17 protein-coding genes and 1 tRNA gene are annotated in these 18,221 nt (G+C 50.2%); 13 read left to right on the forward strand and 5 right to left on the reverse strand.

The annotated features are described in order from the left end of the window. The first annotated feature begins 38 nt into the window (after positions 1 to 38). Positions 39 to 1,298 (forward strand): UDP-N-acetylglucosamine 1-carboxyvinyltransferase, encoded by a 1,260-nt coding sequence (murA, locus tag AB4H76_RS03300; RefSeq protein WP_000357259.1) that lies wholly within the window; start codon positions 39 to 41, stop codon positions 1,296 to 1,298. A 47-nt stretch (positions 1,299 to 1,345) separates the two neighbouring features. Here the strand turns inward: murA and sfsB are convergent, their stop codons facing one another. Continuing rightward, on the reverse strand, positions 1,346 to 1,624 hold the full coding sequence (gene sfsB / locus AB4H76_RS03305; protein WP_000445413.1) for a DNA-binding transcriptional regulator SfsB: 279 nt from the start codon (positions 1,622 to 1,624) through the stop codon (positions 1,346 to 1,348). A gap of 228 nt (positions 1,625 to 1,852) precedes the next feature. Next, positions 1,853 to 2,824: an octaprenyl diphosphate synthase gene (ispB, locus tag AB4H76_RS03310; protein WP_001047336.1), complete on the reverse strand. Its 972-nt coding sequence runs from the start codon at positions 2,822 to 2,824 to the stop codon at positions 1,853 to 1,855. Between the two features lie 258 nt (positions 2,825 to 3,082). Here ispB and rplU point away from each other — a divergent pair, with 258 nt between their 5' ends. From rplU to cgtA, 4 genes are all read left to right on the forward strand, one after another. Continuing rightward, positions 3,083 to 3,394: a 50S ribosomal protein L21 gene (gene rplU / locus AB4H76_RS03315; RefSeq protein WP_000271401.1), complete on the forward strand. Its 312-nt coding sequence runs from the start codon at positions 3,083 to 3,085 to the stop codon at positions 3,392 to 3,394. A 20-nt stretch (positions 3,395 to 3,414) separates the two neighbouring features. Then, positions 3,415 to 3,672, forward strand: coding sequence for a 50S ribosomal protein L27 (gene rpmA / locus AB4H76_RS03320; RefSeq protein WP_000940595.1), 258 nt, complete (start codon positions 3,415 to 3,417; stop codon positions 3,670 to 3,672). A 126-nt stretch (positions 3,673 to 3,798) separates the two neighbouring features. Beyond that, complete coding sequence (locus AB4H76_RS03325) at positions 3,799 to 4,764, forward strand: DMT family transporter (RefSeq protein ID WP_000813026.1); 966 nt, start codon at positions 3,799 to 3,801, stop codon at positions 4,762 to 4,764. 15 nt (positions 4,765 to 4,779) lie between these two features. Next, positions 4,780 to 5,952: an Obg family GTPase CgtA gene (gene cgtA / locus AB4H76_RS03330; RefSeq protein WP_000673561.1), complete on the forward strand. Its 1,173-nt coding sequence runs from the start codon at positions 4,780 to 4,782 to the stop codon at positions 5,950 to 5,952. A gap of 185 nt (positions 5,953 to 6,137) precedes the next feature. On the opposite strand, the gene dacB is transcribed toward cgtA, so the two are convergent. After that, a complete protein-coding gene (dacB, locus tag AB4H76_RS03335) occupies positions 6,138 to 7,571 on the reverse strand; it encodes a serine-type D-Ala-D-Ala carboxypeptidase (RefSeq protein ID WP_001212623.1) in 1,434 nt (477 codons plus the stop codon). A gap of 247 nt (positions 7,572 to 7,818) precedes the next feature. On the opposite strand from dacB, the gene greA reads away from it, so the two are divergent. Then, positions 7,819 to 8,295, forward strand: a complete 477-nt coding sequence (greA, locus tag AB4H76_RS03340) for a transcription elongation factor GreA (RefSeq protein ID WP_001148001.1) — start codon at positions 7,819 to 7,821, stop codon at positions 8,293 to 8,295. A gap of 155 nt (positions 8,296 to 8,450) precedes the next feature. Here the strand turns inward: greA and yhbY are convergent, their stop codons facing one another. Next, entirely contained in the window at positions 8,451 to 8,744 is a 294-nt protein-coding gene (gene yhbY, locus AB4H76_RS03345; protein ID WP_001054420.1) for a ribosome assembly RNA-binding protein YhbY, read from the reverse strand. Positions 8,745 to 8,869: 125 nt separating this feature from the next. On the opposite strand from yhbY, the gene rlmE reads away from it, so the two are divergent. From rlmE to AB4H76_RS03380, 7 genes are all read left to right on the forward strand, one after another. Next, the gene (gene rlmE / locus AB4H76_RS03350) at positions 8,870 to 9,499 is read left to right on the forward strand and encodes a 23S rRNA (uridine(2552)-2'-O)-methyltransferase RlmE (protein ID WP_000145975.1); all 630 of its coding nucleotides are present in this window, start codon (positions 8,870 to 8,872) and stop codon (positions 9,497 to 9,499) included. 99 nt (positions 9,500 to 9,598) lie between these two features. Further along, the gene (gene ftsH / locus AB4H76_RS03355; RefSeq protein WP_001107467.1) at positions 9,599 to 11,533 is read left to right on the forward strand and encodes an ATP-dependent zinc metalloprotease FtsH; all 1,935 of its coding nucleotides are present in this window, start codon (positions 9,599 to 9,601) and stop codon (positions 11,531 to 11,533) included. Positions 11,534 to 11,622: 89 nt separating this feature from the next. Continuing rightward, entirely contained in the window at positions 11,623 to 12,471 is an 849-nt protein-coding gene (gene folP, locus AB4H76_RS03360) for a dihydropteroate synthase (protein ID WP_000764731.1), read from the forward strand. Then, the gene (gene glmM / locus AB4H76_RS03365) at positions 12,464 to 13,801 is read left to right on the forward strand and encodes a phosphoglucosamine mutase (RefSeq protein ID WP_000071134.1); all 1,338 of its coding nucleotides are present in this window, start codon (positions 12,464 to 12,466) and stop codon (positions 13,799 to 13,801) included. Before folP ends, glmM begins: the two co-directional genes overlap by 8 nt. Positions 13,802 to 14,028: 227 nt before the next feature. Continuing rightward, positions 14,029 to 14,361 (forward strand): preprotein translocase subunit SecG, encoded by a 333-nt coding sequence (gene secG, locus AB4H76_RS03370; protein ID WP_001297427.1) that lies wholly within the window; start codon positions 14,029 to 14,031, stop codon positions 14,359 to 14,361. A gap of 14 nt (positions 14,362 to 14,375) precedes the next feature. Next, positions 14,376 to 14,462: transfer RNA gene (locus AB4H76_RS03375), tRNA-Leu, on the forward strand. A 458-nt stretch (positions 14,463 to 14,920) separates the two neighbouring features. Next, entirely contained in the window at positions 14,921 to 16,546 is a 1,626-nt protein-coding gene (locus AB4H76_RS03380; protein ID WP_001300540.1) for a phosphoethanolamine transferase, read from the forward strand. Between the two features lie 7 nt (positions 16,547 to 16,553). Here the strand turns inward: AB4H76_RS03380 and argG are convergent, their stop codons facing one another. Continuing rightward, positions 16,554 to 17,897, reverse strand: coding sequence for an argininosuccinate synthase (gene argG / locus AB4H76_RS03385; RefSeq protein ID WP_077491468.1), 1,344 nt, complete (start codon positions 17,895 to 17,897; stop codon positions 16,554 to 16,556). Positions 17,898 to 18,221: the final 324 nt, after the last annotated feature.

Consider the following 18,221-nt stretch of genomic DNA (forward strand, 5'->3'; position numbering starts at 1 on the left):
CGGTAGCGGATATGAATTGTTAACTGAGAACAAACTAAATGGATAAATTTCGTGTTCAGGGGCCAACGAAGCTCCAGGGCGAAGTCACAATTTCCGGCGCTAAAAATGCTGCTCTGCCTATCCTTTTTGCCGCTCTACTGGCGGAAGAACCGGTAGAGATCCAGAACGTCCCGAAACTGAAAGACGTCGATACATCAATGAAGCTGCTAAGCCAGCTGGGTGCGAAAGTAGAACGTAATGGTTCTGTGCATATTGATGCCCGCGACGTTAATGTATTCTGCGCACCTTACGATCTGGTTAAAACCATGCGTGCTTCTATCTGGGCACTGGGGCCGCTGGTAGCGCGCTTTGGTCAGGGGCAAGTTTCACTACCTGGCGGTTGTACGATCGGTGCGCGTCCGGTTGATCTACACATTTCTGGCCTCGAACAATTAGGCGCGACCATCAAACTGGAAGAAGGTTACGTTAAAGCTTCCGTCGATGGTCGTCTGAAAGGCGCACATATCGTGATGGATAAAGTCAGCGTTGGCGCAACGGTGACCATCATGTGTGCTGCAACCCTGGCGGAAGGCACCACGATTATTGAAAACGCAGCGCGTGAACCGGAAATCGTCGATACCGCGAACTTCCTGATTACGCTGGGTGCGAAAATTAGCGGTCAGGGCACCGATCGTATCGTCATCGAAGGTGTGGAACGTTTAGGCGGCGGTGTCTATCGCGTGCTGCCGGATCGTATCGAAACCGGTACATTCCTGGTGGCGGCGGCGATTTCTCGCGGCAAAATTATCTGCCGTAACGCGCAGCCAGATACTCTCGACGCCGTGCTGGCGAAACTGCGTGACGCTGGAGCGGACATCGAAGTCGGCGAAGACTGGATTAGCCTGGATATGCATGGCAAACGTCCGAAGGCTGTTAACGTACGTACCGCGCCGCATCCGGCATTCCCGACCGATATGCAGGCCCAGTTCACGCTGTTGAACCTGGTGGCAGAAGGGACTGGATTCATCACCGAAACGGTCTTTGAAAACCGCTTTATGCATGTGCCAGAGCTGAGCCGTATGGGCGCGCACGCCGAAATCGAAAGCAATACCGTTATTTGTCACGGTGTTGAAAAACTTTCTGGCGCACAGGTTATGGCAACCGATCTGCGTGCATCAGCAAGCCTGGTGCTGGCTGGCTGTATTGCGGAAGGGACGACGGTGGTTGATCGTATTTATCACATCGATCGTGGCTACGAACGCATTGAAGACAAACTGCGCGCTTTAGGTGCAAATATTGAGCGTGTGAAAGGCGAGTAATCGTCTGAAAGCTGGCAGCCCCGTACGCGGGGCTACCGCCAGACCACTCATTTTTTCGGTTTAGTGTAGCTACGCATCAACTGCGTTCTGTCGATAAACTCATGGGTCTGCGGATCATGGTAGCGTGATGGCCAGATAACCCAGGGGTCAGTTCCCAGGGCCTTCGCAATAATCATCTCTCCTTTCGGCCATGGGCGCGATAATGCATTCGCCAGCGTTGAGGAACTCAAACCATTTCTGCGAGATTCCGCCGCCATTGACGTTCCCTTCTTGCGCAAACCCGCAATGATGTCAGCGGGATGCCAGTCAATGAAATTACTTTCCATCTTTCCTCACTCCTTAAGTTAGTCGCTTTCATTCAGAACACTTCTTCTGTCGAGCATCACTATACTCCTGATGGCCGATTGCTCTAAAAAGTTCCTGTAAAGAGTGTGAATATTCAGAATATATAAAGATGTATACACTGGTTTTTCAGTGCATTATTACGCTGAATAAGTATTCTTATGGAGTTTACTGGAATCATCCCGCGCACTGCGCGGGATGAGGGGAGGGGATTAACGATCGCGTTGAACAGCGATGTGCGCGAGGCCGATGAGTGCTTCTCGCCAAGGGGTGTCCGGGAGCACCTGTAACGCTGCGATGGCTTTGTCTGCTTCTTCCTCGGCGCGCTGACGCGTCCATTCAAGAGATCCACAAGCGTTCATTGCTTCCAGAACCGGTTCCAGAAGATGGCGACCGTTACCCTGTTCGATGGCGGTACGGATCATCTGTGCCTGTTCTGGTGTGCCATGATGCATCGCATGCAGCAGCGGCAGCGTCGGTTTACCTTCGTTCAGATCGTCGCCGACGTTTTTACCTAACTGTTCGCCATCGGCATTGTAATCGAGTAAATCGTCGATCAACTGGAAAGCAGTGCCGAGATAGCGCCCATAATCCTGCAGGCCTTTCTCCTCCTCCGGCGTACAGCCAGCCAGAATTCCGGAACACTGCGCGGCAGCCTCAAACAGACGCGCGGTTTTGCTATAGATAACGCGCATGTAGTTTTCTTCAGTGATGTCCGGATCGTTAACATTCATCAGTTGCAGAACTTCACCTTCTGCGATGACGTTTACGGCTTCTGACATGACTTCCAGCACTTTGAGTGAACCGAGGCTGGTCATCATCTGGAAAGCGCGGGTATAAATAAAATCGCCTACCAGCACGCTGGCGGCATTGCCAAATGCGGCGTTGGCGGTAGCTTTACCCCTGCGCATATCTGATTCATCCACAACGTCGTCGTGTAGCAGAGTCGCCGTGTGGATAAACTCGATCAAGGCAGCAATGGTGACATGCGCATTTCCCTCATAGCCAACAGCTCGTGCAGCCAGTACAGCAATCATCGGACGAATACGTTTACCGCCGCCGCTGACGATGTAATAGCCTAACTGATTGATCAGTTGGACGTCGGAATTAAGCTGCTCAAGGATTGCCGCATTAACACCCGCCATATCTTGCGCGGTTAACTCATTGATTTTTTCTAAATTCATCGCAAAAGCCGGGCTTTTCGCCCCGATTACCTTACTGTGAACAAAGGCAACTTAGGGTTTATGGTTAGGAATATAGGGTGATTGTACTGAAAAAATGGCACAGATAAACGTTACCGTACAAGTTGTGTTTTTTTTCTTCGTGTATTGACTGTAGCACTTGTCAAAGGCGTGCGTTTTGCGTAATATTCGCGCCCTATTGTGAATATTTATAGCGCACTCTGAATCATTGAAAAGGTGTGCGCGGAAGCGGAGTTTTATATGTACGCGGTTTTCCAAAGTGGTGGTAAACAACACCGAGTAAGCGAAGGTCAGACCGTTCGCCTGGAAAAGCTGGACATCGCAACTGGCGAAACTGTTGAGTTCGCTGAAGTGCTGATGATCGCAAACGGTGAAGAAGTCAAAATCGGCGTTCCTTTCGTTGATGGCGGCGTAATCAAAGCTGAAGTTGTTGCTCACGGTCGTGGCGAGAAAGTTAAAATCGTTAAGTTTCGTCGTCGTAAACACTATCGTAAGCAGCAGGGCCATCGTCAGTGGTTCACTGATGTGAAAATTACTGGCATCAGCGCCTAAGACCTGAGGAGAGATTTCAAATGGCACATAAAAAGGCTGGCGGCTCCACACGTAACGGTCGCGATTCAGAAGCTAAACGCCTGGGCGTTAAGCGTTTCGGTGGCGAATCCGTTCTGGCGGGTAGCATCATCGTTCGTCAACGTGGTACCAAATTCCACGCTGGCGCTAACGTAGGTTGCGGTCGTGACCACACTCTGTTTGCTAAAGCAGACGGTAAAGTGAAATTCGAAGTTAAAGGCCCGAAAAACCGTAAATTTATCAGCATCGAAGCTGAATAAGTTTTTCGCGTCCCGGTAACGGATGAAAGCCCCGCAACACGTTGCGGGGCTTTTTACATTCGATAACCGGTAAAAATGAGCATGGTGCGACGTTAATCCGCAAATGCGCTTTGCAGGGAATACGGTATGAAGCAGCAGGCAGGCATTGGCATTCTTTTGGCGCTCACCACAGCAATTTGCTGGGGGGCGTTGCCAATCGCAATGAAGCAGGTGCTGGAGGTGATGGAACCTCCGACAATCGTGTTTTACCGTTTCTTGATGGCGAGTATTGGCCTGGGTGCCATTCTTGCGGTGAAGAAGAGGTTGCCGCCATTACGCGTGTTTCGTAAGCCACGCTGGTTGATTTTGTTGGCAGTGGCGACCGCCGGGCTGTTTGGGAACTTCATCCTGTTCAGCTCATCCTTGCAATACCTGAGTCCGACCGCTTCGCAGGTGATTGGGCAACTCTCGCCAGTTGGCATGATGGTTGCCAGCGTATTTATCCTGAAAGAGAAAATGCGCAGCACTCAGGTTGTAGGGGCATTGATGCTCCTGAGCGGCCTGGTGATGTTTTTTAACACCAGTCTGGTCGAGATATTTACAAAGCTCACTGATTACACCAGGGGAGTCATCTTTGGGGTCGGTGCGGCGACGGTTTGGGTGAGTTATGGCGTGGCGCAAAAGGTTTTATTGCGTCGGCTGGCCTCACCGCAGATCCTGTTTTTGCTGTACACTTTATGTACAATCGCGCTCTTCCCTCTGGCAAAGCCTGGAGTGATAGCGCAGCTTAGCCACTGGCAGCTCGCATGTTTAATTTTTTGCGGACTGAATACATTGGTAGGATATGGCGCCCTGGCGGAAGCGATGGCTCGCTGGCAGGCAGCGCAGGTGAGCGCGATCATCACGCTCACCCCACTGTTTACGCTGTTTTTTTCAGATCTTTTATCACTGGCCTGGCCCGATTTCTTCGCCAGACCGATGTTAAACCTTTTAGGTTATCTCGGTGCGTTTGTCGTGGTTGCGGGCGCGATGTATTCCGCCATTGGTCATCGTATTTGGGGCGGATTACGTAAGCATACAACGGTGGTATCGCAACCCCGCGCAGGCGAATGATTTACGGAGAATAAAATGAAGTTTGTTGATGAAGCATCGATTCTGGTCGTTGCAGGTGATGGCGGTAATGGTTGCGTGAGCTTCCGCCGCGAAAAGTATATTCCGAAAGGCGGCCCGGATGGCGGCGACGGTGGTGATGGTGGTGACGTATGGATGGAAGCCGACGAAAACCTGAACACGCTTATCGATTATCGTTTTGAAAAATCTTTCCGTGCAGAGCGCGGTCAGAACGGCGCAAGCCGCGATTGTACCGGTAAGCGCGGTAAAGACGTGACGATTAAAGTGCCGGTAGGTACGCGTGTAATCGACCAGGGTACTGGTGAAACCATGGGCGATATGACTAAACACGGTCAGCGTCTGCTGGTTGCTAAGGGCGGCTGGCACGGTCTGGGCAATACCCGTTTCAAATCGTCCGTTAACCGTACACCACGGCAGAAAACCAACGGTACGCCGGGTGATAAGCGTGAGCTGCTGCTGGAGCTGATGCTGCTGGCTGACGTCGGTATGTTGGGGATGCCAAACGCGGGGAAATCGACCTTTATTCGCGCGGTATCGGCGGCTAAACCGAAAGTGGCGGATTATCCGTTTACCACTCTGGTGCCAAGTCTGGGTGTGGTACGAATGGACAACGAAAAGAGCTTCGTTGTTGCCGATATTCCAGGACTGATTGAAGGCGCTGCGGAAGGCGCAGGTCTGGGTATCCGCTTCCTGAAGCACCTGGAACGTTGCCGCGTCCTGTTGCACCTCATCGATATCGATCCGATTGACGGCACCGATCCGGTTGAAAACGCGCGTATTATTATCAGCGAGCTGGAAAAATACAGCCAGGATCTGGCGGCGAAACCGCGTTGGTTAGTGTTCAACAAGATCGATCTGCTGGATAAGGCAGAAGCCGAAGAGAAAGCGAAAGCGATCGCTGAGGCGCTGGGCTGGGAAGATAAATATTATCTGATCTCTGCGGCGAGCGGACTGGGCGTGAAAGATCTCTGCTGGGATGTGATGACCTTTATCATTGAAAACCCGGTCGTGCAGGCTGAAGAAGCGAAACAGCCAGAGAAAGTCGAATTCATGTGGGATGATTATCATCGCCAGCAGCTTGAAGAGATTGCTGAAGAGGATGATGAGGACTGGGATGACGACTGGGACGAAGACGACGAAGAAGGCGTTGAGTTCATTTACAAGCGTTAATCACTAATGACCAATGCCAAATAAGCCTGATGCGCTACACTTATCAGGCCTACAAGATGATTGCAATATATTGAATTTGCACGATTTTGTAGGCCGGATAAGGCGTTCACGCCGCATCCGGCATAAACAAAGCGCACTTTGTCAATAATCTGAAACCCCGGCCATATGCCGGGGTTTCTTTTTGACTAATTGTTCTGGTAAATATCTTTATACAAACGGCTTTCGAAACGCACTAACGGAATACGGCGATTACGCTGATCCGCCGGTTCTACTGCATAGCCAGAAAGATATTGCACAAACGCCATTCGTTGCCCGCTCGCTGTGGTAATGAATCCCGCCAGGTTATATACCCCCTGCAACGAACCGGTTTTCGCTGAGACTTTGCCATCCACGCCCGCCTGATGCAGACCTGCACGGTACTGCAAAGAGCCGTCATAGCCCGCCAGCGGCAGCATGGAGATAAAGTTAAGTTCATTGTCGTGTTGGGCAATGTATTGCAGCACCTGCATCATGGTGGCGGGGGCAATCAGGTTATGCCGCGAAAGCCCTGAACCATCGGCAATAATGGTGTTTCCAATATCGACACCGGCTTGCTGGCGCAGGATCTGACGCACGGCGTCCGACCCGGCCCGCCATGTTCCAGGCACATTGAAGCGCGCATGGCCTATCATGCGGAAAACCGTATCGGCGATCATGTTGTCTGACTTTTTCAGCATAATCTTAAGCAGATCGTGCAGCGGGGCCGACTGTTTACTGGCAACTACCGTTCCAGGTTCGTTAACCTGAGTCTGGCGCAGCAGTGTTCCACTCCAGGTGATACCCGCCTGTTTTAACTCATCTTTCAGAATTGCCCCGGCATAGCTGGCTCCATCTTGTACGGCAAAAGCCAACGGGAGCGGCTCAGAACGTTGTGGCAGGCATCCCGTCAGCGTAAAGCGGTTCAGGTCGCCTGGCACCACATCCAGTTCGCAGTATTGCGCTTCGGCAGAACCACGGGGGAGGGTGCGTACCTGGCTGAACATCGTAACGGGGTAATAAGATGCCACGCGTATAAAGGCCATATCACCGGGTTTTTGGGCACTGTAGAGCGAGACGGAGAAACAGTTGCGGTCAACTATGGCGGCGGCAGGCGGAGCGCTAAAGCATTGTGTCATGTCATTCCATGGCCAGCCGGGGGCTTTATCGTGGCTGGCGAAAATGGAGGTATCTATCAACACATTGCCATCGATTTGGTTGACGCCAGATTTTTTCAAAGTCGCGACCATATTGCGAATATCCTGACGTTTTAACGTTGGATCGGCACCAAATCGCGCCACTAAGTCACCCTTAAGTACGCCGTTTTCCACATTGCCTTTGGTTTCAAGCGTCGTGGTAAAACGAAAATCGGGGCCGAGTTGAATCAACGCCGCCAGCGCAGTAATCACTTTCTGCGTACTGGCGGGCAGCGCCATCTGCTGACTGTGGTAATCAATAGCGGGGGCCGACGCGCCGACTTTTTGCACCATCAGGGCAAGGTTGGCACCAGCGGGGAGTTGAGTAATATACTCATCAACATTTGCGGCCTGAACACTGAACGCTATACAGCTGGTCAATCCGATGATAAATCTGGAAAATCGCATAATCTCGCGCTAACAACCTGGAATCGAGCCGTCATACTACGGCGCAACGCCCTATAAAGTAAACGATGACCCTTCGGGAACTTCAGGGTAAAATGACTATCAAAATGTGAATTGTAGCTGACCTGGGACTTGTACCCGGGTCGGTATTTTTTTGCTTCTGGTCCCGGTGAGGAGTTATGCCGGGCAGGCCGAACAGCCGGGGTGGGTGAAGACTTGCCCCATCAGGAATATTCAAGAGGTATAACAAATGCAAGCTATTCCGATGACCTTACGCGGCGCTGAAAAATTACGCGAAGAGCTGGATTTTCTGAAATCTGTGCGCCGTCCTGAAATCATTGCTGCTATCGCGGAAGCGCGTGAGCATGGCGACCTGAAAGAAAACGCCGAATACCACGCAGCTCGTGAACAGCAGGGTTTCTGCGAAGGCCGTATTAAAGACATCGAAGCCAAGCTGTCGAACGCGCAGGTGATTGATGTCACCAAAATGCCCAACAATGGGCGCGTTATTTTTGGTGCTACCGTAACGGTGCTGAATCTGGATTCTGACGAAGAACAGACTTATCGCATCGTTGGCGATGACGAAGCTGACTTTAAACAAAACCTGATTTCTGTAAACTCGCCTATTGCTCGTGGCCTGATCGGCAAAGAAGAAGATGATGTTGTGGTCATCAAAACGCCGGGCGGCGAAGTAGAATTTGAAGTAATTAAGGTGGAATACCTGTAAGAATTACCCAATACTCAAGATGTTGATGTATTGTAAAGAAAGGAAAAAGGCCGCTATGCGGCCTTTTATCAACGAACAGAGCGTGGCATTTTGCTCTCCTGCCTGCGGAAAACCCCTCGTTTTACACAGCAAATGTGTGTAACTTTAGGATAATCTTAGCGTGGCAGCGAGATTTTACGTTCTTTAGTTGGGCGATAAAGCACCAGCGTTTTACCGATGACCTGTACATTACAGGCGCCGGTTTCGCGCACGATAGCTTCCACGATCAAGGTTTTAGTTTCGCGATCTTCGGTGGCGATTTTCACCTTGATGAGTTCATGGTGCTCTAACGCTTGTTCAATCTCGGCCAGCACCCCTTCGGTCAAACCATTACTGCCAAGCAGAACAACTGGCTTGAGCGGATGTGCCAGACCTTTCAGGTGCTGTTTTTGTTTAGTACTCAGATTCATCGTATTTTTTGCTTACGTTGGGATTGAAAACGGGTCATTCTACCGCCATCTCCCATATATCACCAAATAGGCGCGTAAAAATTTACGCAATTGGTTACGATGAGTTATCCCCATGGGAAAGTTAAATGACAGGTAAGAAGCGTTCTGCCAGCTCCAGCCGCTGGCTTCAGGAACACTTTAGCGATAAATATGTTCAACAGGCACAGAAAAAGGGGTTACGTTCCCGTGCCTGGTTTAAACTTGATGAAATACAGCAAAGTGACAAACTCTTTAAACCGGGAATGACGGTTGTCGACCTTGGTGCTGCTCCGGGTGGTTGGTCACAATATGTGGTCACCCAAATTGGCGGCAAAGGCCGCATCATCGCTTGCGATCTTTTACCTATGGATCCTATCGTTGGTGTGGACTTTCTTCAGGGCGATTTTCGTGATGAACTGGTGATGAAAGCACTGCTGGAGCGCGTTGGCGACAGCAAAGTCCAGGTTGTCATGTCCGATATGGCACCAAACATGAGCGGAACACCGGCGGTGGATATCCCCCGTGCCATGTATCTGGTGGAACTGGCGCTAGAAATGTGTCGTGATGTATTAGCGCCAGGTGGCAGTTTTGTAGTGAAGGTGTTCCAGGGCGAAGGTTTCGATGAGTATCTAAGGGAAATTCGCTCCCTGTTTACGAAGGTCAAAGTTCGTAAGCCGGACTCTTCTCGTGCACGTTCGCGGGAAGTGTATATTGTAGCGACCGGGCGTAAACCCTAACCGGGAGATTTCAGACGAAAGTTTGAAAGATGCTGGATATAGAGTATCCTGACGCTGTTTTTAACACAGTTGTAATAAGAGGTTAATCCCTTGAGTGACATGGCGAAAAACCTAATACTCTGGCTGGTCATTGCCGTTGTGCTGATGTCAGTATTCCAGAGCTTTGGGCCCAGCGAGTCTAATGGCCGTAAGGTGGATTACTCTACCTTCCTACAAGAGGTCAATAACGACCAGGTTCGTGAAGCGCGTATCAACGGACGTGAAATCAACGTTACCAAGAAAGATAGTAACCGTTATACCACTTACATTCCGGTTCAGGATCCGAAATTACTGGATAACCTGTTGACCAAGAACGTCAAGGTTGTCGGTGAACCGCCTGAAGAACCAAGCCTGCTGGCTTCTATCTTCATCTCCTGGTTCCCGATGCTGTTGCTGATTGGTGTCTGGATCTTCTTCATGCGTCAAATGCAGGGCGGCGGTGGCAAAGGTGCCATGTCGTTTGGTAAGAGCAAAGCGCGCATGCTGACGGAAGATCAGATCAAAACGACCTTTGCTGACGTTGCGGGCTGCGACGAAGCAAAAGAAGAAGTTGCTGAACTGGTAGAGTATCTGCGCGAGCCGAGCCGCTTCCAGAAACTCGGCGGTAAGATCCCGAAAGGCGTCCTGATGGTCGGTCCTCCGGGTACCGGTAAAACGTTGCTGGCGAAAGCGATTGCAGGCGAAGCGAAAGTTCCGTTCTTTACTATCTCCGGTTCTGACTTCGTAGAAATGTTCGTCGGTGTGGGTGCATCCCGTGTTCGTGACATGTTCGAACAGGCGAAGAAAGCGGCACCGTGCATCATCTTTATCGATGAAATCGACGCCGTAGGCCGCCAGCGTGGCGCTGGTCTGGGCGGTGGTCACGATGAACGTGAACAGACTCTGAACCAGATGCTGGTTGAGATGGATGGCTTCGAAGGTAACGAAGGTATCATCGTTATCGCCGCGACTAACCGTCCGGACGTTCTCGACCCGGCCCTGCTGCGTCCTGGCCGTTTCGACCGTCAGGTTGTGGTCGGCTTGCCAGATGTTCGCGGTCGTGAGCAGATCCTGAAAGTTCACATGCGTCGCGTACCATTGGCCCCCGATATCGACGCGGCAATCATTGCCCGTGGTACTCCTGGTTTCTCCGGTGCTGACCTGGCGAACCTGGTGAACGAAGCGGCACTGTTCGCTGCTCGTGGCAACAAACGCGTTGTGTCGATGGTTGAGTTCGAGAAAGCGAAAGACAAAATCATGATGGGTGCGGAACGTCGCTCCATGGTGATGACGGAAGCGCAGAAAGAATCAACGGCTTACCACGAAGCGGGTCATGCGATTATCGGTCGCCTGGTGCCGGAACACGATCCGGTGCACAAAGTGACGATTATCCCACGCGGTCGTGCGCTGGGTGTGACTTTCTTCTTGCCTGAGGGCGACGCAATCAGCGCCAGCCGTCAGAAACTGGAAAGCCAGATTTCTACGCTGTACGGTGGTCGTCTGGCAGAAGAGATCATCTATGGGCCGGAACATGTTTCTACCGGTGCGTCCAACGATATTAAAGTTGCGACCAATCTGGCACGTAACATGGTGACCCAGTGGGGCTTCTCTGAGAAATTGGGTCCACTGCTGTACGCGGAAGAAGAAGGTGAAGTATTCCTCGGCCGTAGCGTAGCGAAAGCGAAACATATGTCCGATGAAACTGCACGTATCATCGACCAGGAAGTGAAAGCACTGATTGAGCGTAACTATAATCGTGCGCGTCAGCTTCTGACCGACAATATGGATATTCTGCATGCGATGAAAGATGCTCTCATGAAATATGAGACTATCGACGCACCGCAGATTGATGACCTGATGGCACGTCGCGATGTACGTCCGCCAGCGGGCTGGGAAGAACCAGGCGCTTCTAACAATTCTGGCGACAATGGTAGTCCAAAGGCTCCTCGTCCGGTTGATGAACCGCGTACGCCGAACCCGGGTAACACCATGTCAGAGCAGTTAGGCGACAAGTAAGTTCCCGCATCAGATGACTGTATTTGTACCGAAAACCCCGGGGCGTGCTCCGGGGTTTTTTCTTATCAATTCATACCAGGGATAACATCATGAAACTCTTTGCCCAGGGTACTTCACTGGACCTTAGCCATCCTCACGTAATGGGGATCCTCAACGTCACGCCTGATTCCTTTTCGGATGGTGGCACGCATAACTCGCTGATAGATGCGGTGAAACATGCGAATCTGATGATCAATGCTGGCGCGACGATCATTGACGTTGGTGGCGAGTCCACGCGCCCAGGGGCGGCGGAAGTTAGCGTTGAAGAAGAGTTGCAACGTGTTATTCCTGTGGTTGAGGCAATTGCTCAACGCTTCGAAGTCTGGATCTCGGTCGATACATCCAAACCAGAAGTCATCCGTGAGTCAGCGAAAGTTGGCGCTCACATTATTAATGATATCCGCTCCCTTTCCGAACCTGGCGCTCTGGAGGCGGCTGCAGAAACCGGTTTACCGGTTTGTCTGATGCATATGCAGGGAAATCCAAAAACCATGCAGGAAGCTCCGAAGTATGACGATGTCTTTGCAGAAGTGAATCGCTACTTTATTGAGCAAATAGCACGTTGCGAGCAGGCGGGTATCGCAAAAGAGAAATTGTTGCTCGACCCCGGATTCGGTTTCGGTAAAAATCTCTCCCATAACTATTCATTACTGGCGCGCCTGGCTGAATTTCACCATTTCAACCTGCCGCTGTTGGTGGGTATGTCACGAAAATCGATGATTGGGCAGCTGCTGAACGTGGGGCCGTCCGAGCGCCTGAGCGGTAGTCTGGCCTGTGCGGTCATTGCCGCAATGCAAGGCGCGCACATCATTCGTGTTCATGACGTCAAAGAAACCGTAGAAGCGATGCGGGTGGTGGAAGCCACTCTGTCTGCAAAGGAAAACAAACGCTATGAGTAATCGTAAATATTTCGGTACCGATGGGATTCGTGGTCGTGTAGGGGATGCGCCGATCACACCTGATTTTGTGCTTAAGCTGGGTTGGGCCGCGGGTAAAGTGCTGGCGCGCCACGGCTCCCGTAAGATCATTATTGGTAAAGACACGCGTATTTCTGGCTATATGCTGGAGTCAGCACTGGAAGCGGGTCTGGCGGCAGCGGGCCTTTCCGCACTCTTCACTGGCCCGATGCCAACACCGGCCGTGGCTTATCTGACGCGTACCTTCCGCGCAGAGGCCGGAATTGTGATATCTGCATCGCATAACCCGTTCTACGATAATGGCATTAAATTCTTCTCTATCGACGGCACCAAACTGCCGGATGCGGTAGAAGAGGCCATCGAAGCGGAAATGGAAAAGGAGATCAGCTGCGTTGATTCGGCAGAACTGGGTAAAGCCAGCCGTATCGTTGATGCCGCGGGTCGCTATATCGAGTTTTGCAAAGCCACGTTCCCGAACGAACTTAGCCTCAGTGAACTGAAGATTGTGGTGGATTGTGCAAACGGTGCGACTTATCACATCGCGCCGAACGTGCTGCGCGAACTGGGGGCGAACGTTATCGCTATCGGTTGTGAGCCAAACGGTGTAAACATCAATGCCGAAGTGGGGGCTACCGACGTTCGCGCGCTCCAGGCTCGTGTGCTGGCTGAAAAAGCGGATCTCGGTATTGCCTTCGACGGCGATGGCGATCGCGTGATTATGGTTGACCATGAAGGCAATAAAGTCGATGGCGATCAGATCATGTATATCATCGCGCGTGAAGGTCTTCGTCAGGGCCAGCTGCGTGGTGGCGCTGTGGGTACATTGATGAGCAACATGGGGCTTGAACTGGCGCTGAAACAGTTAGGAATTCCATTTGCGCGCGCGAAAGTGGGTGACCGCTACGTACTGGAAAAAATGCAGGAGAAAGGCTGGCGTATCGGTGCAGAGAATTCCGGTCATGTGATCCTGCTGGATAAAACTACTACCGGTGACGGCATCGTTGCTGGCTTGCAGGTGCTGGCGGCTATGGCACGTAACCATATGAGCCTGCACGACCTTTGCAGCGGCATGAAAATGTTCCCGCAGATTCTGGTTAACGTACGTTACACCGCAGGTAGCGGCGATCCACTTGAGCATGAGTCAGTTAAAGCCGTGACCGCAGAGGTTGAAGCTGCGCTGGGCAACCGTGGACGCGTGTTGCTGCGTAAATCCGGCACCGAACCGTTAATTCGCGTGATGGTGGAAGGCGAAGACGAAGCGCAGGTGACTGAATTTGCACACCGCATCGCCGATGCAGTAAAAGCCGTTTAAAGCGTTAGATAACTGGCTAAAAAGGCGGCGATTGTCGCCTTTTTTCTCAGCGAACACATCGGTTTTGCTGTTTTTTTCCGCAGTTGATACAATGCGATAAAATTGCCCTTGCGAAGGTCATTCGCTTTGGTTAGTATTCACACCCGCTTCAGTGGGAAAGATTAAAAACTCCCGCTTTATTGGTTGAAGCATTGGTACGCGGCAACTCCGCAAGGAACAGGTTGATTATGTACGAAGCTCTTTTAGTAGTTTTCCTTATTGTGGCAATTGGCCTTGTTGGTCTGATCATGCTGCAGCAAGGTAAAGGCGCTGATATGGGAGCCTCCTTCGGAGCAGGCGCTTCCGCTACGCTGTTTGGTTCAAGTGGTTCTGGTAACTTCATGACCCGCATGACGGCGCTGCTGGCAACGTTATTCTTCATCATCAGTCTGGTGCTGGGTAACATCAATAGCAACAAAACCAATAAAGGTAGCGAATGGGAAAATCTGAGTGCACCGGTGAAAACCGAACAAACTCAACCAGCTGCTCCGGCTAAGCCGACCAGCGATATCCCGAACTAAAAAGTAGTATCCGTGCCGAGGTGGTGGAATTGGTAGACACGCTACCTTGAGGTGGTAGTGCCCAATAGGGCTTACGGGTTCAAGTCCCGTCCTCGGTACCAAATTCCAGAAAAGAGACGCTGAAAAGCGTCTTTTTTCGTTTTGGTCCTGGTCTGAGGAATGGTTGTCAGGTATCTGTATCTCGTCCAGTTGCTTTACTCGTAGCTGGTACCTTGAAACGATGGTGCCGGTACGCCTTAGTTATAAACTTTTCCCTTCTGCTGACATAATTGGCACTTTATTGTGTCAACTCCAGTTCCGGTACGAATACGGATATGTTTACTTCTCGATAAACCATCCTGCTCCTGTCAGTATAACTACTGATGGCTACGTTCTGCGTAATGTTTAGAGACGCATTGATAATGTTATTTAATTACTGAGAACGCAATGGCCGCATCATTTAAAAAGAAAAAACTAACAGTGTTTCGGTCTGATATGGATCAGAGTTGAAAAACATGTCTGATATAAAATTGAACATTGTTGATAATTGTTTATATTGGTTGTGAACTTGGATTTCTGGATGACAGTATTCAACAAATTTGCTAGAAGTTTTAAATCTCATTGGTTGTTGTATCTTTGTGTTATTGTTTTTGGTATTACGAACTTAGTCGCCTCTTCCGGCGCGCATATGGTTCAGCGCTTGCTGTTCTTCGTTCTGACCATCCTGGTTGTAAAACGTATATCATCCCTTCCGCTTCGCCTGCTTGTTGCCGCACCATTTGTGTTACTGACTGCGGCAGACATGAGTATTAGCCTCTATTCATGGTGTACCTTTGGTACAACTTTCAATGATGGATTTGCGATTAGTGTGCTCCAGAGTGATCCGGATGAAGTTGTCAAAATGCTGGGGATGTATATCCCTTATCTATGTGCCTTTGCTTTTTTATCCCTTCTTTTTTTGGCAGTAATAATAAAATATGATGTTTCCTTGCCGACAAAAAAAGTGACAGGAATATTATTGCTGATTGTCATTTCGGGCAGTTTATTTTCCGCTTGTCAATTTGCTTATAAAGATGCAAAAAATAAAAAAGCGTTCAGTCCATATATACTAGCGTCGCGATTTGCTACCTATACGCCGTTTTTCAATCTCAACTATTTTGCTTTAGCAGCGAAAGAGCATCAAAGATTACTCTCAATTGCAAACACGGTGCCGTATTTTCAATTATCAGTCAGGGATACAGGTATTGATACCTACGTGTTGATTGTGGGGGAGTCTGTACGTGTCGACAATATGTCTTTGTATGGATATACACGCTCTACGACACCGCAAGTTGAAGCACAAAGAAAACAGATCAAACTGTTTAATCAAGCAATAAGCGGCGCACCTTACACTGCGCTGTCGGTTCCCCTTTCTTTAACTGCTGATTCTGTTTTGAGTCATGACATTCATAATTACCCCGACAACATTATTAATATGGCTAATCAAGCAGGATTTCAGACTTTCTGGCTAAGCTCGCAATCCGCTTTTCGGCAGAATGGTACAGCAGTTACCAGTATCGCCATGCGCGCCATGGAAACAGTTTATGTCAGAGGATTTGATGAATTGTTGTTGCCGCATTTATCGCAAGCATTACAGCAAAATACGCAGCAAAAGAAACTGATTGTTCTTCATTTAAATGGAAGCCATGAACCGGCTTGTAGCGCCTATCCGCAATCCAGCGCCGTGTTTCAACCGCAGGACGATCAGGATGCCTGCTATGACAACTCCATTCATTACACAGATAGTTTGCTAGGTCAGGTTTTTGAATTATTAAAAGATCGCCGCGCCTCGGTCATGTATTTTGCCGACCACGGCCTGGAACGTGACCCTACGAAGAAGAACGTCTATTTTCATGGAGGCAGGGAGGCTAGCCAGCAGGCATATCATGTCCCGATGTTTATCTGGTATAGCCCCGTTCTTGGGGATGGCGTGGATCGCACAACGGAAAACAACATCTTTTCGACAGCTTACAATAATTACCTTATTAATGCGTGGATGGGGGTAACAAAGCCGGAACAGCCGCAAACGCTTGAGGAAGTGATTGCACACTATAAAGGAGACTCACGGGTTGTGGATGCAAACCATGATGTTTTCGATTATGTGATGCTCAGAAAGGAGTTTACAGAGGATAAGCAAGGTAACCCCACCCCTGAAGGGCAGGGTTGATGTCGAATTACTGGCCTTTGTTTTCCAGATTCTCCACCTGCGGCACGCCTGAAGCGGCAGAGGAGGAAAGCAGGCCAGTTTTGGCATAACCGAAAAGTTTCTCGCGGGTATCAGTGATATCCAGGTTACGCATGGTCAATTGACCAATACGATCATCTGGCGAGAACACCGAGTCGCCTTTTTCCATCGTCAGACGCTCTGGCTTGTAGGTCAGGTTCTCTGAGACGGTATTCAGGATTGAATAATCGTTCCCACGGCGCAGCTCCAGGGTAACTTCACCAGTGATCTGGCTGGCAACCCAGCGTTGCAGAGAGTCACGCAGCATCAGCGCCTGGGAGTCAAACCAACGCCCCTGGTACAGCAGACGGCCCAACTGACGACCATGCGCGTGATACTGCTCAATGGTGTCTTCGTTGTGAATACCGGTCAACAGGCGTTCATACGCAATGTGCAGCAGTGCCATCCCCGGAGCTTCGTAAATACCACGGCTTTTCGCTTCTATGATACGGTTTTCAATCTGGTCGCTCATGCCCAGGCCGTGACGACCGCCGATGCGGTTAGCTTCCAGCATCATTTCTACGTCGTCGCTAAAGGTTTTACCGTTCAGCGCCACCGGATGACCTTGCTCAAAGCATACTGTGACTTCTTCTGCCGGGATCTTCACGCTCTCATCCCAGAATTTCACGCCCATAATCGGGTTGACGATTTTGACGCTGGAGTGGAGGTATTCCAGATCCTTCGCTTCATGCGTTGCACCAAGCATGTTGGAGTCTGTGGAGTAGGCTTTTTCGACAGACATTTTGTAGTCGAAACCGCAGGCAATCATAAATTCAGACATCTCATGACGGCCGCCCAGTTCATCAATAAAGTCAGTATCAAGCCACGGTTTGTAAATCTGCAGTTCAGCATTGGTCAGCAGACCATAACGATAGAAACGTTCGATATCGTTTCCTTTATAGGTGCTACCGTCACCCCAGATATTCACGCCATCTTCTTTCATCGCAGCAACCAGCATGGTACCAGTCACGGCGCGGCCCAGCGGCGTCGTGTTGAAATAGGTCAGGCCGCCGGTGGTATTATGAAATGCGCCACACTGAATAGCGGCAATACCTTCGGCCACCAGTTGTTTGCGGCAGTCGATCAGACGTGCGTTCTCCGCGCCGTATTCCATGGCACGACGAGGGATCGCATCATAATCCTCTTCGTCTGGCTGGCCCAGGTTTGCAGTATATGCATAAGGAACCGCTCCCTTTTGTCGCATCCACAGCAGTGCGGCACTGGTGTCCAGACCGCCAGAAAAAGCGATACCAATACGTTGACCTACCGGGAGATGCTTGAGAATCGTCGTCATAAAATAACACCCTGCTTAATTAACTGATGATGAGCCTGGATTTCCGCTCTCACTGAATTTTTATGCAAAATAAATGAGTTTTCATTTAATCATCTTTTATCGGAGACAGGAAGAGTTTAGTGTGTTTTTTGTAAAATAATGCGCTTAAGGGAGAGCAGGAGAAGGCAAAAGTATTCAACAAATGAAAGTGAACTGGATATTCATTCACATGATTAGCAATAAACGTTGACAAAATGTGGCGTGGATCACTATAATGCCTGCAGATTTTACGTCCCGTCTCGGTACACCAAATCCCAGCAGTATTTGCATTTTTTACCCAAAACG

Source organism: Escherichia sp. UTM R2, assembly GCF_048593455.1.
GTDB lineage: Bacteria > Pseudomonadota > Gammaproteobacteria > Enterobacterales > Enterobacteriaceae > Escherichia > Escherichia coli.

Excerpts from the sequence above, each read along its gene's own strand:
- rplU (WP_000271401.1), top strand. The coding sequence starts at position 3,083 with ATGTACGCGGTTTTCCAAAGTGGTGGTAAACAACACCGAGTAAGCGAA.
- AB4H76_RS03380 (WP_001300540.1), top strand. The coding sequence starts at position 14,921 with ATGACAGTATTCAACAAATTTGCTAGAAGTTTTAAATCTCATTGGTTG.
- cgtA (WP_000673561.1), top strand. The coding sequence starts at position 4,780 with ATGAAGTTTGTTGATGAAGCATCGATTCTGGTCGTTGCAGGTGATGGC.
- argG (WP_077491468.1), bottom strand. The coding sequence starts at position 17,897 with ATGACGACGATTCTCAAGCATCTCCCGGTAGGTCAACGTATTGGTATC.
- greA (WP_001148001.1), top strand. The coding sequence starts at position 7,819 with ATGCAAGCTATTCCGATGACCTTACGCGGCGCTGAAAAATTACGCGAA.
- folP (WP_000764731.1), top strand. The coding sequence starts at position 11,623 with ATGAAACTCTTTGCCCAGGGTACTTCACTGGACCTTAGCCATCCTCAC.
- dacB (WP_001212623.1), bottom strand. The coding sequence starts at position 7,571 with ATGCGATTTTCCAGATTTATCATCGGATTGACCAGCTGTATAGCGTTC.
- sfsB (WP_000445413.1), bottom strand. The coding sequence starts at position 1,624 with ATGGAAAGTAATTTCATTGACTGGCATCCCGCTGACATCATTGCGGGT.
- glmM (WP_000071134.1), top strand. The coding sequence starts at position 12,464 with ATGAGTAATCGTAAATATTTCGGTACCGATGGGATTCGTGGTCGTGTA.
- murA (WP_000357259.1), top strand. The coding sequence starts at position 39 with ATGGATAAATTTCGTGTTCAGGGGCCAACGAAGCTCCAGGGCGAAGTC.
- rpmA (WP_000940595.1), top strand. The coding sequence starts at position 3,415 with ATGGCACATAAAAAGGCTGGCGGCTCCACACGTAACGGTCGCGATTCA.
- ftsH (WP_001107467.1), top strand. The coding sequence starts at position 9,599 with ATGGCGAAAAACCTAATACTCTGGCTGGTCATTGCCGTTGTGCTGATG.
- ispB (WP_001047336.1), bottom strand. The coding sequence starts at position 2,824 with ATGAATTTAGAAAAAATCAATGAGTTAACCGCGCAAGATATGGCGGGT.
- secG (WP_001297427.1), top strand. The coding sequence starts at position 14,029 with ATGTACGAAGCTCTTTTAGTAGTTTTCCTTATTGTGGCAATTGGCCTT.
- yhbY (WP_001054420.1), bottom strand. The coding sequence starts at position 8,744 with ATGAATCTGAGTACTAAACAAAAACAGCACCTGAAAGGTCTGGCACAT.
- AB4H76_RS03325 (WP_000813026.1), top strand. The coding sequence starts at position 3,799 with ATGAAGCAGCAGGCAGGCATTGGCATTCTTTTGGCGCTCACCACAGCA.
- rlmE (WP_000145975.1), top strand. The coding sequence starts at position 8,870 with ATGACAGGTAAGAAGCGTTCTGCCAGCTCCAGCCGCTGGCTTCAGGAA.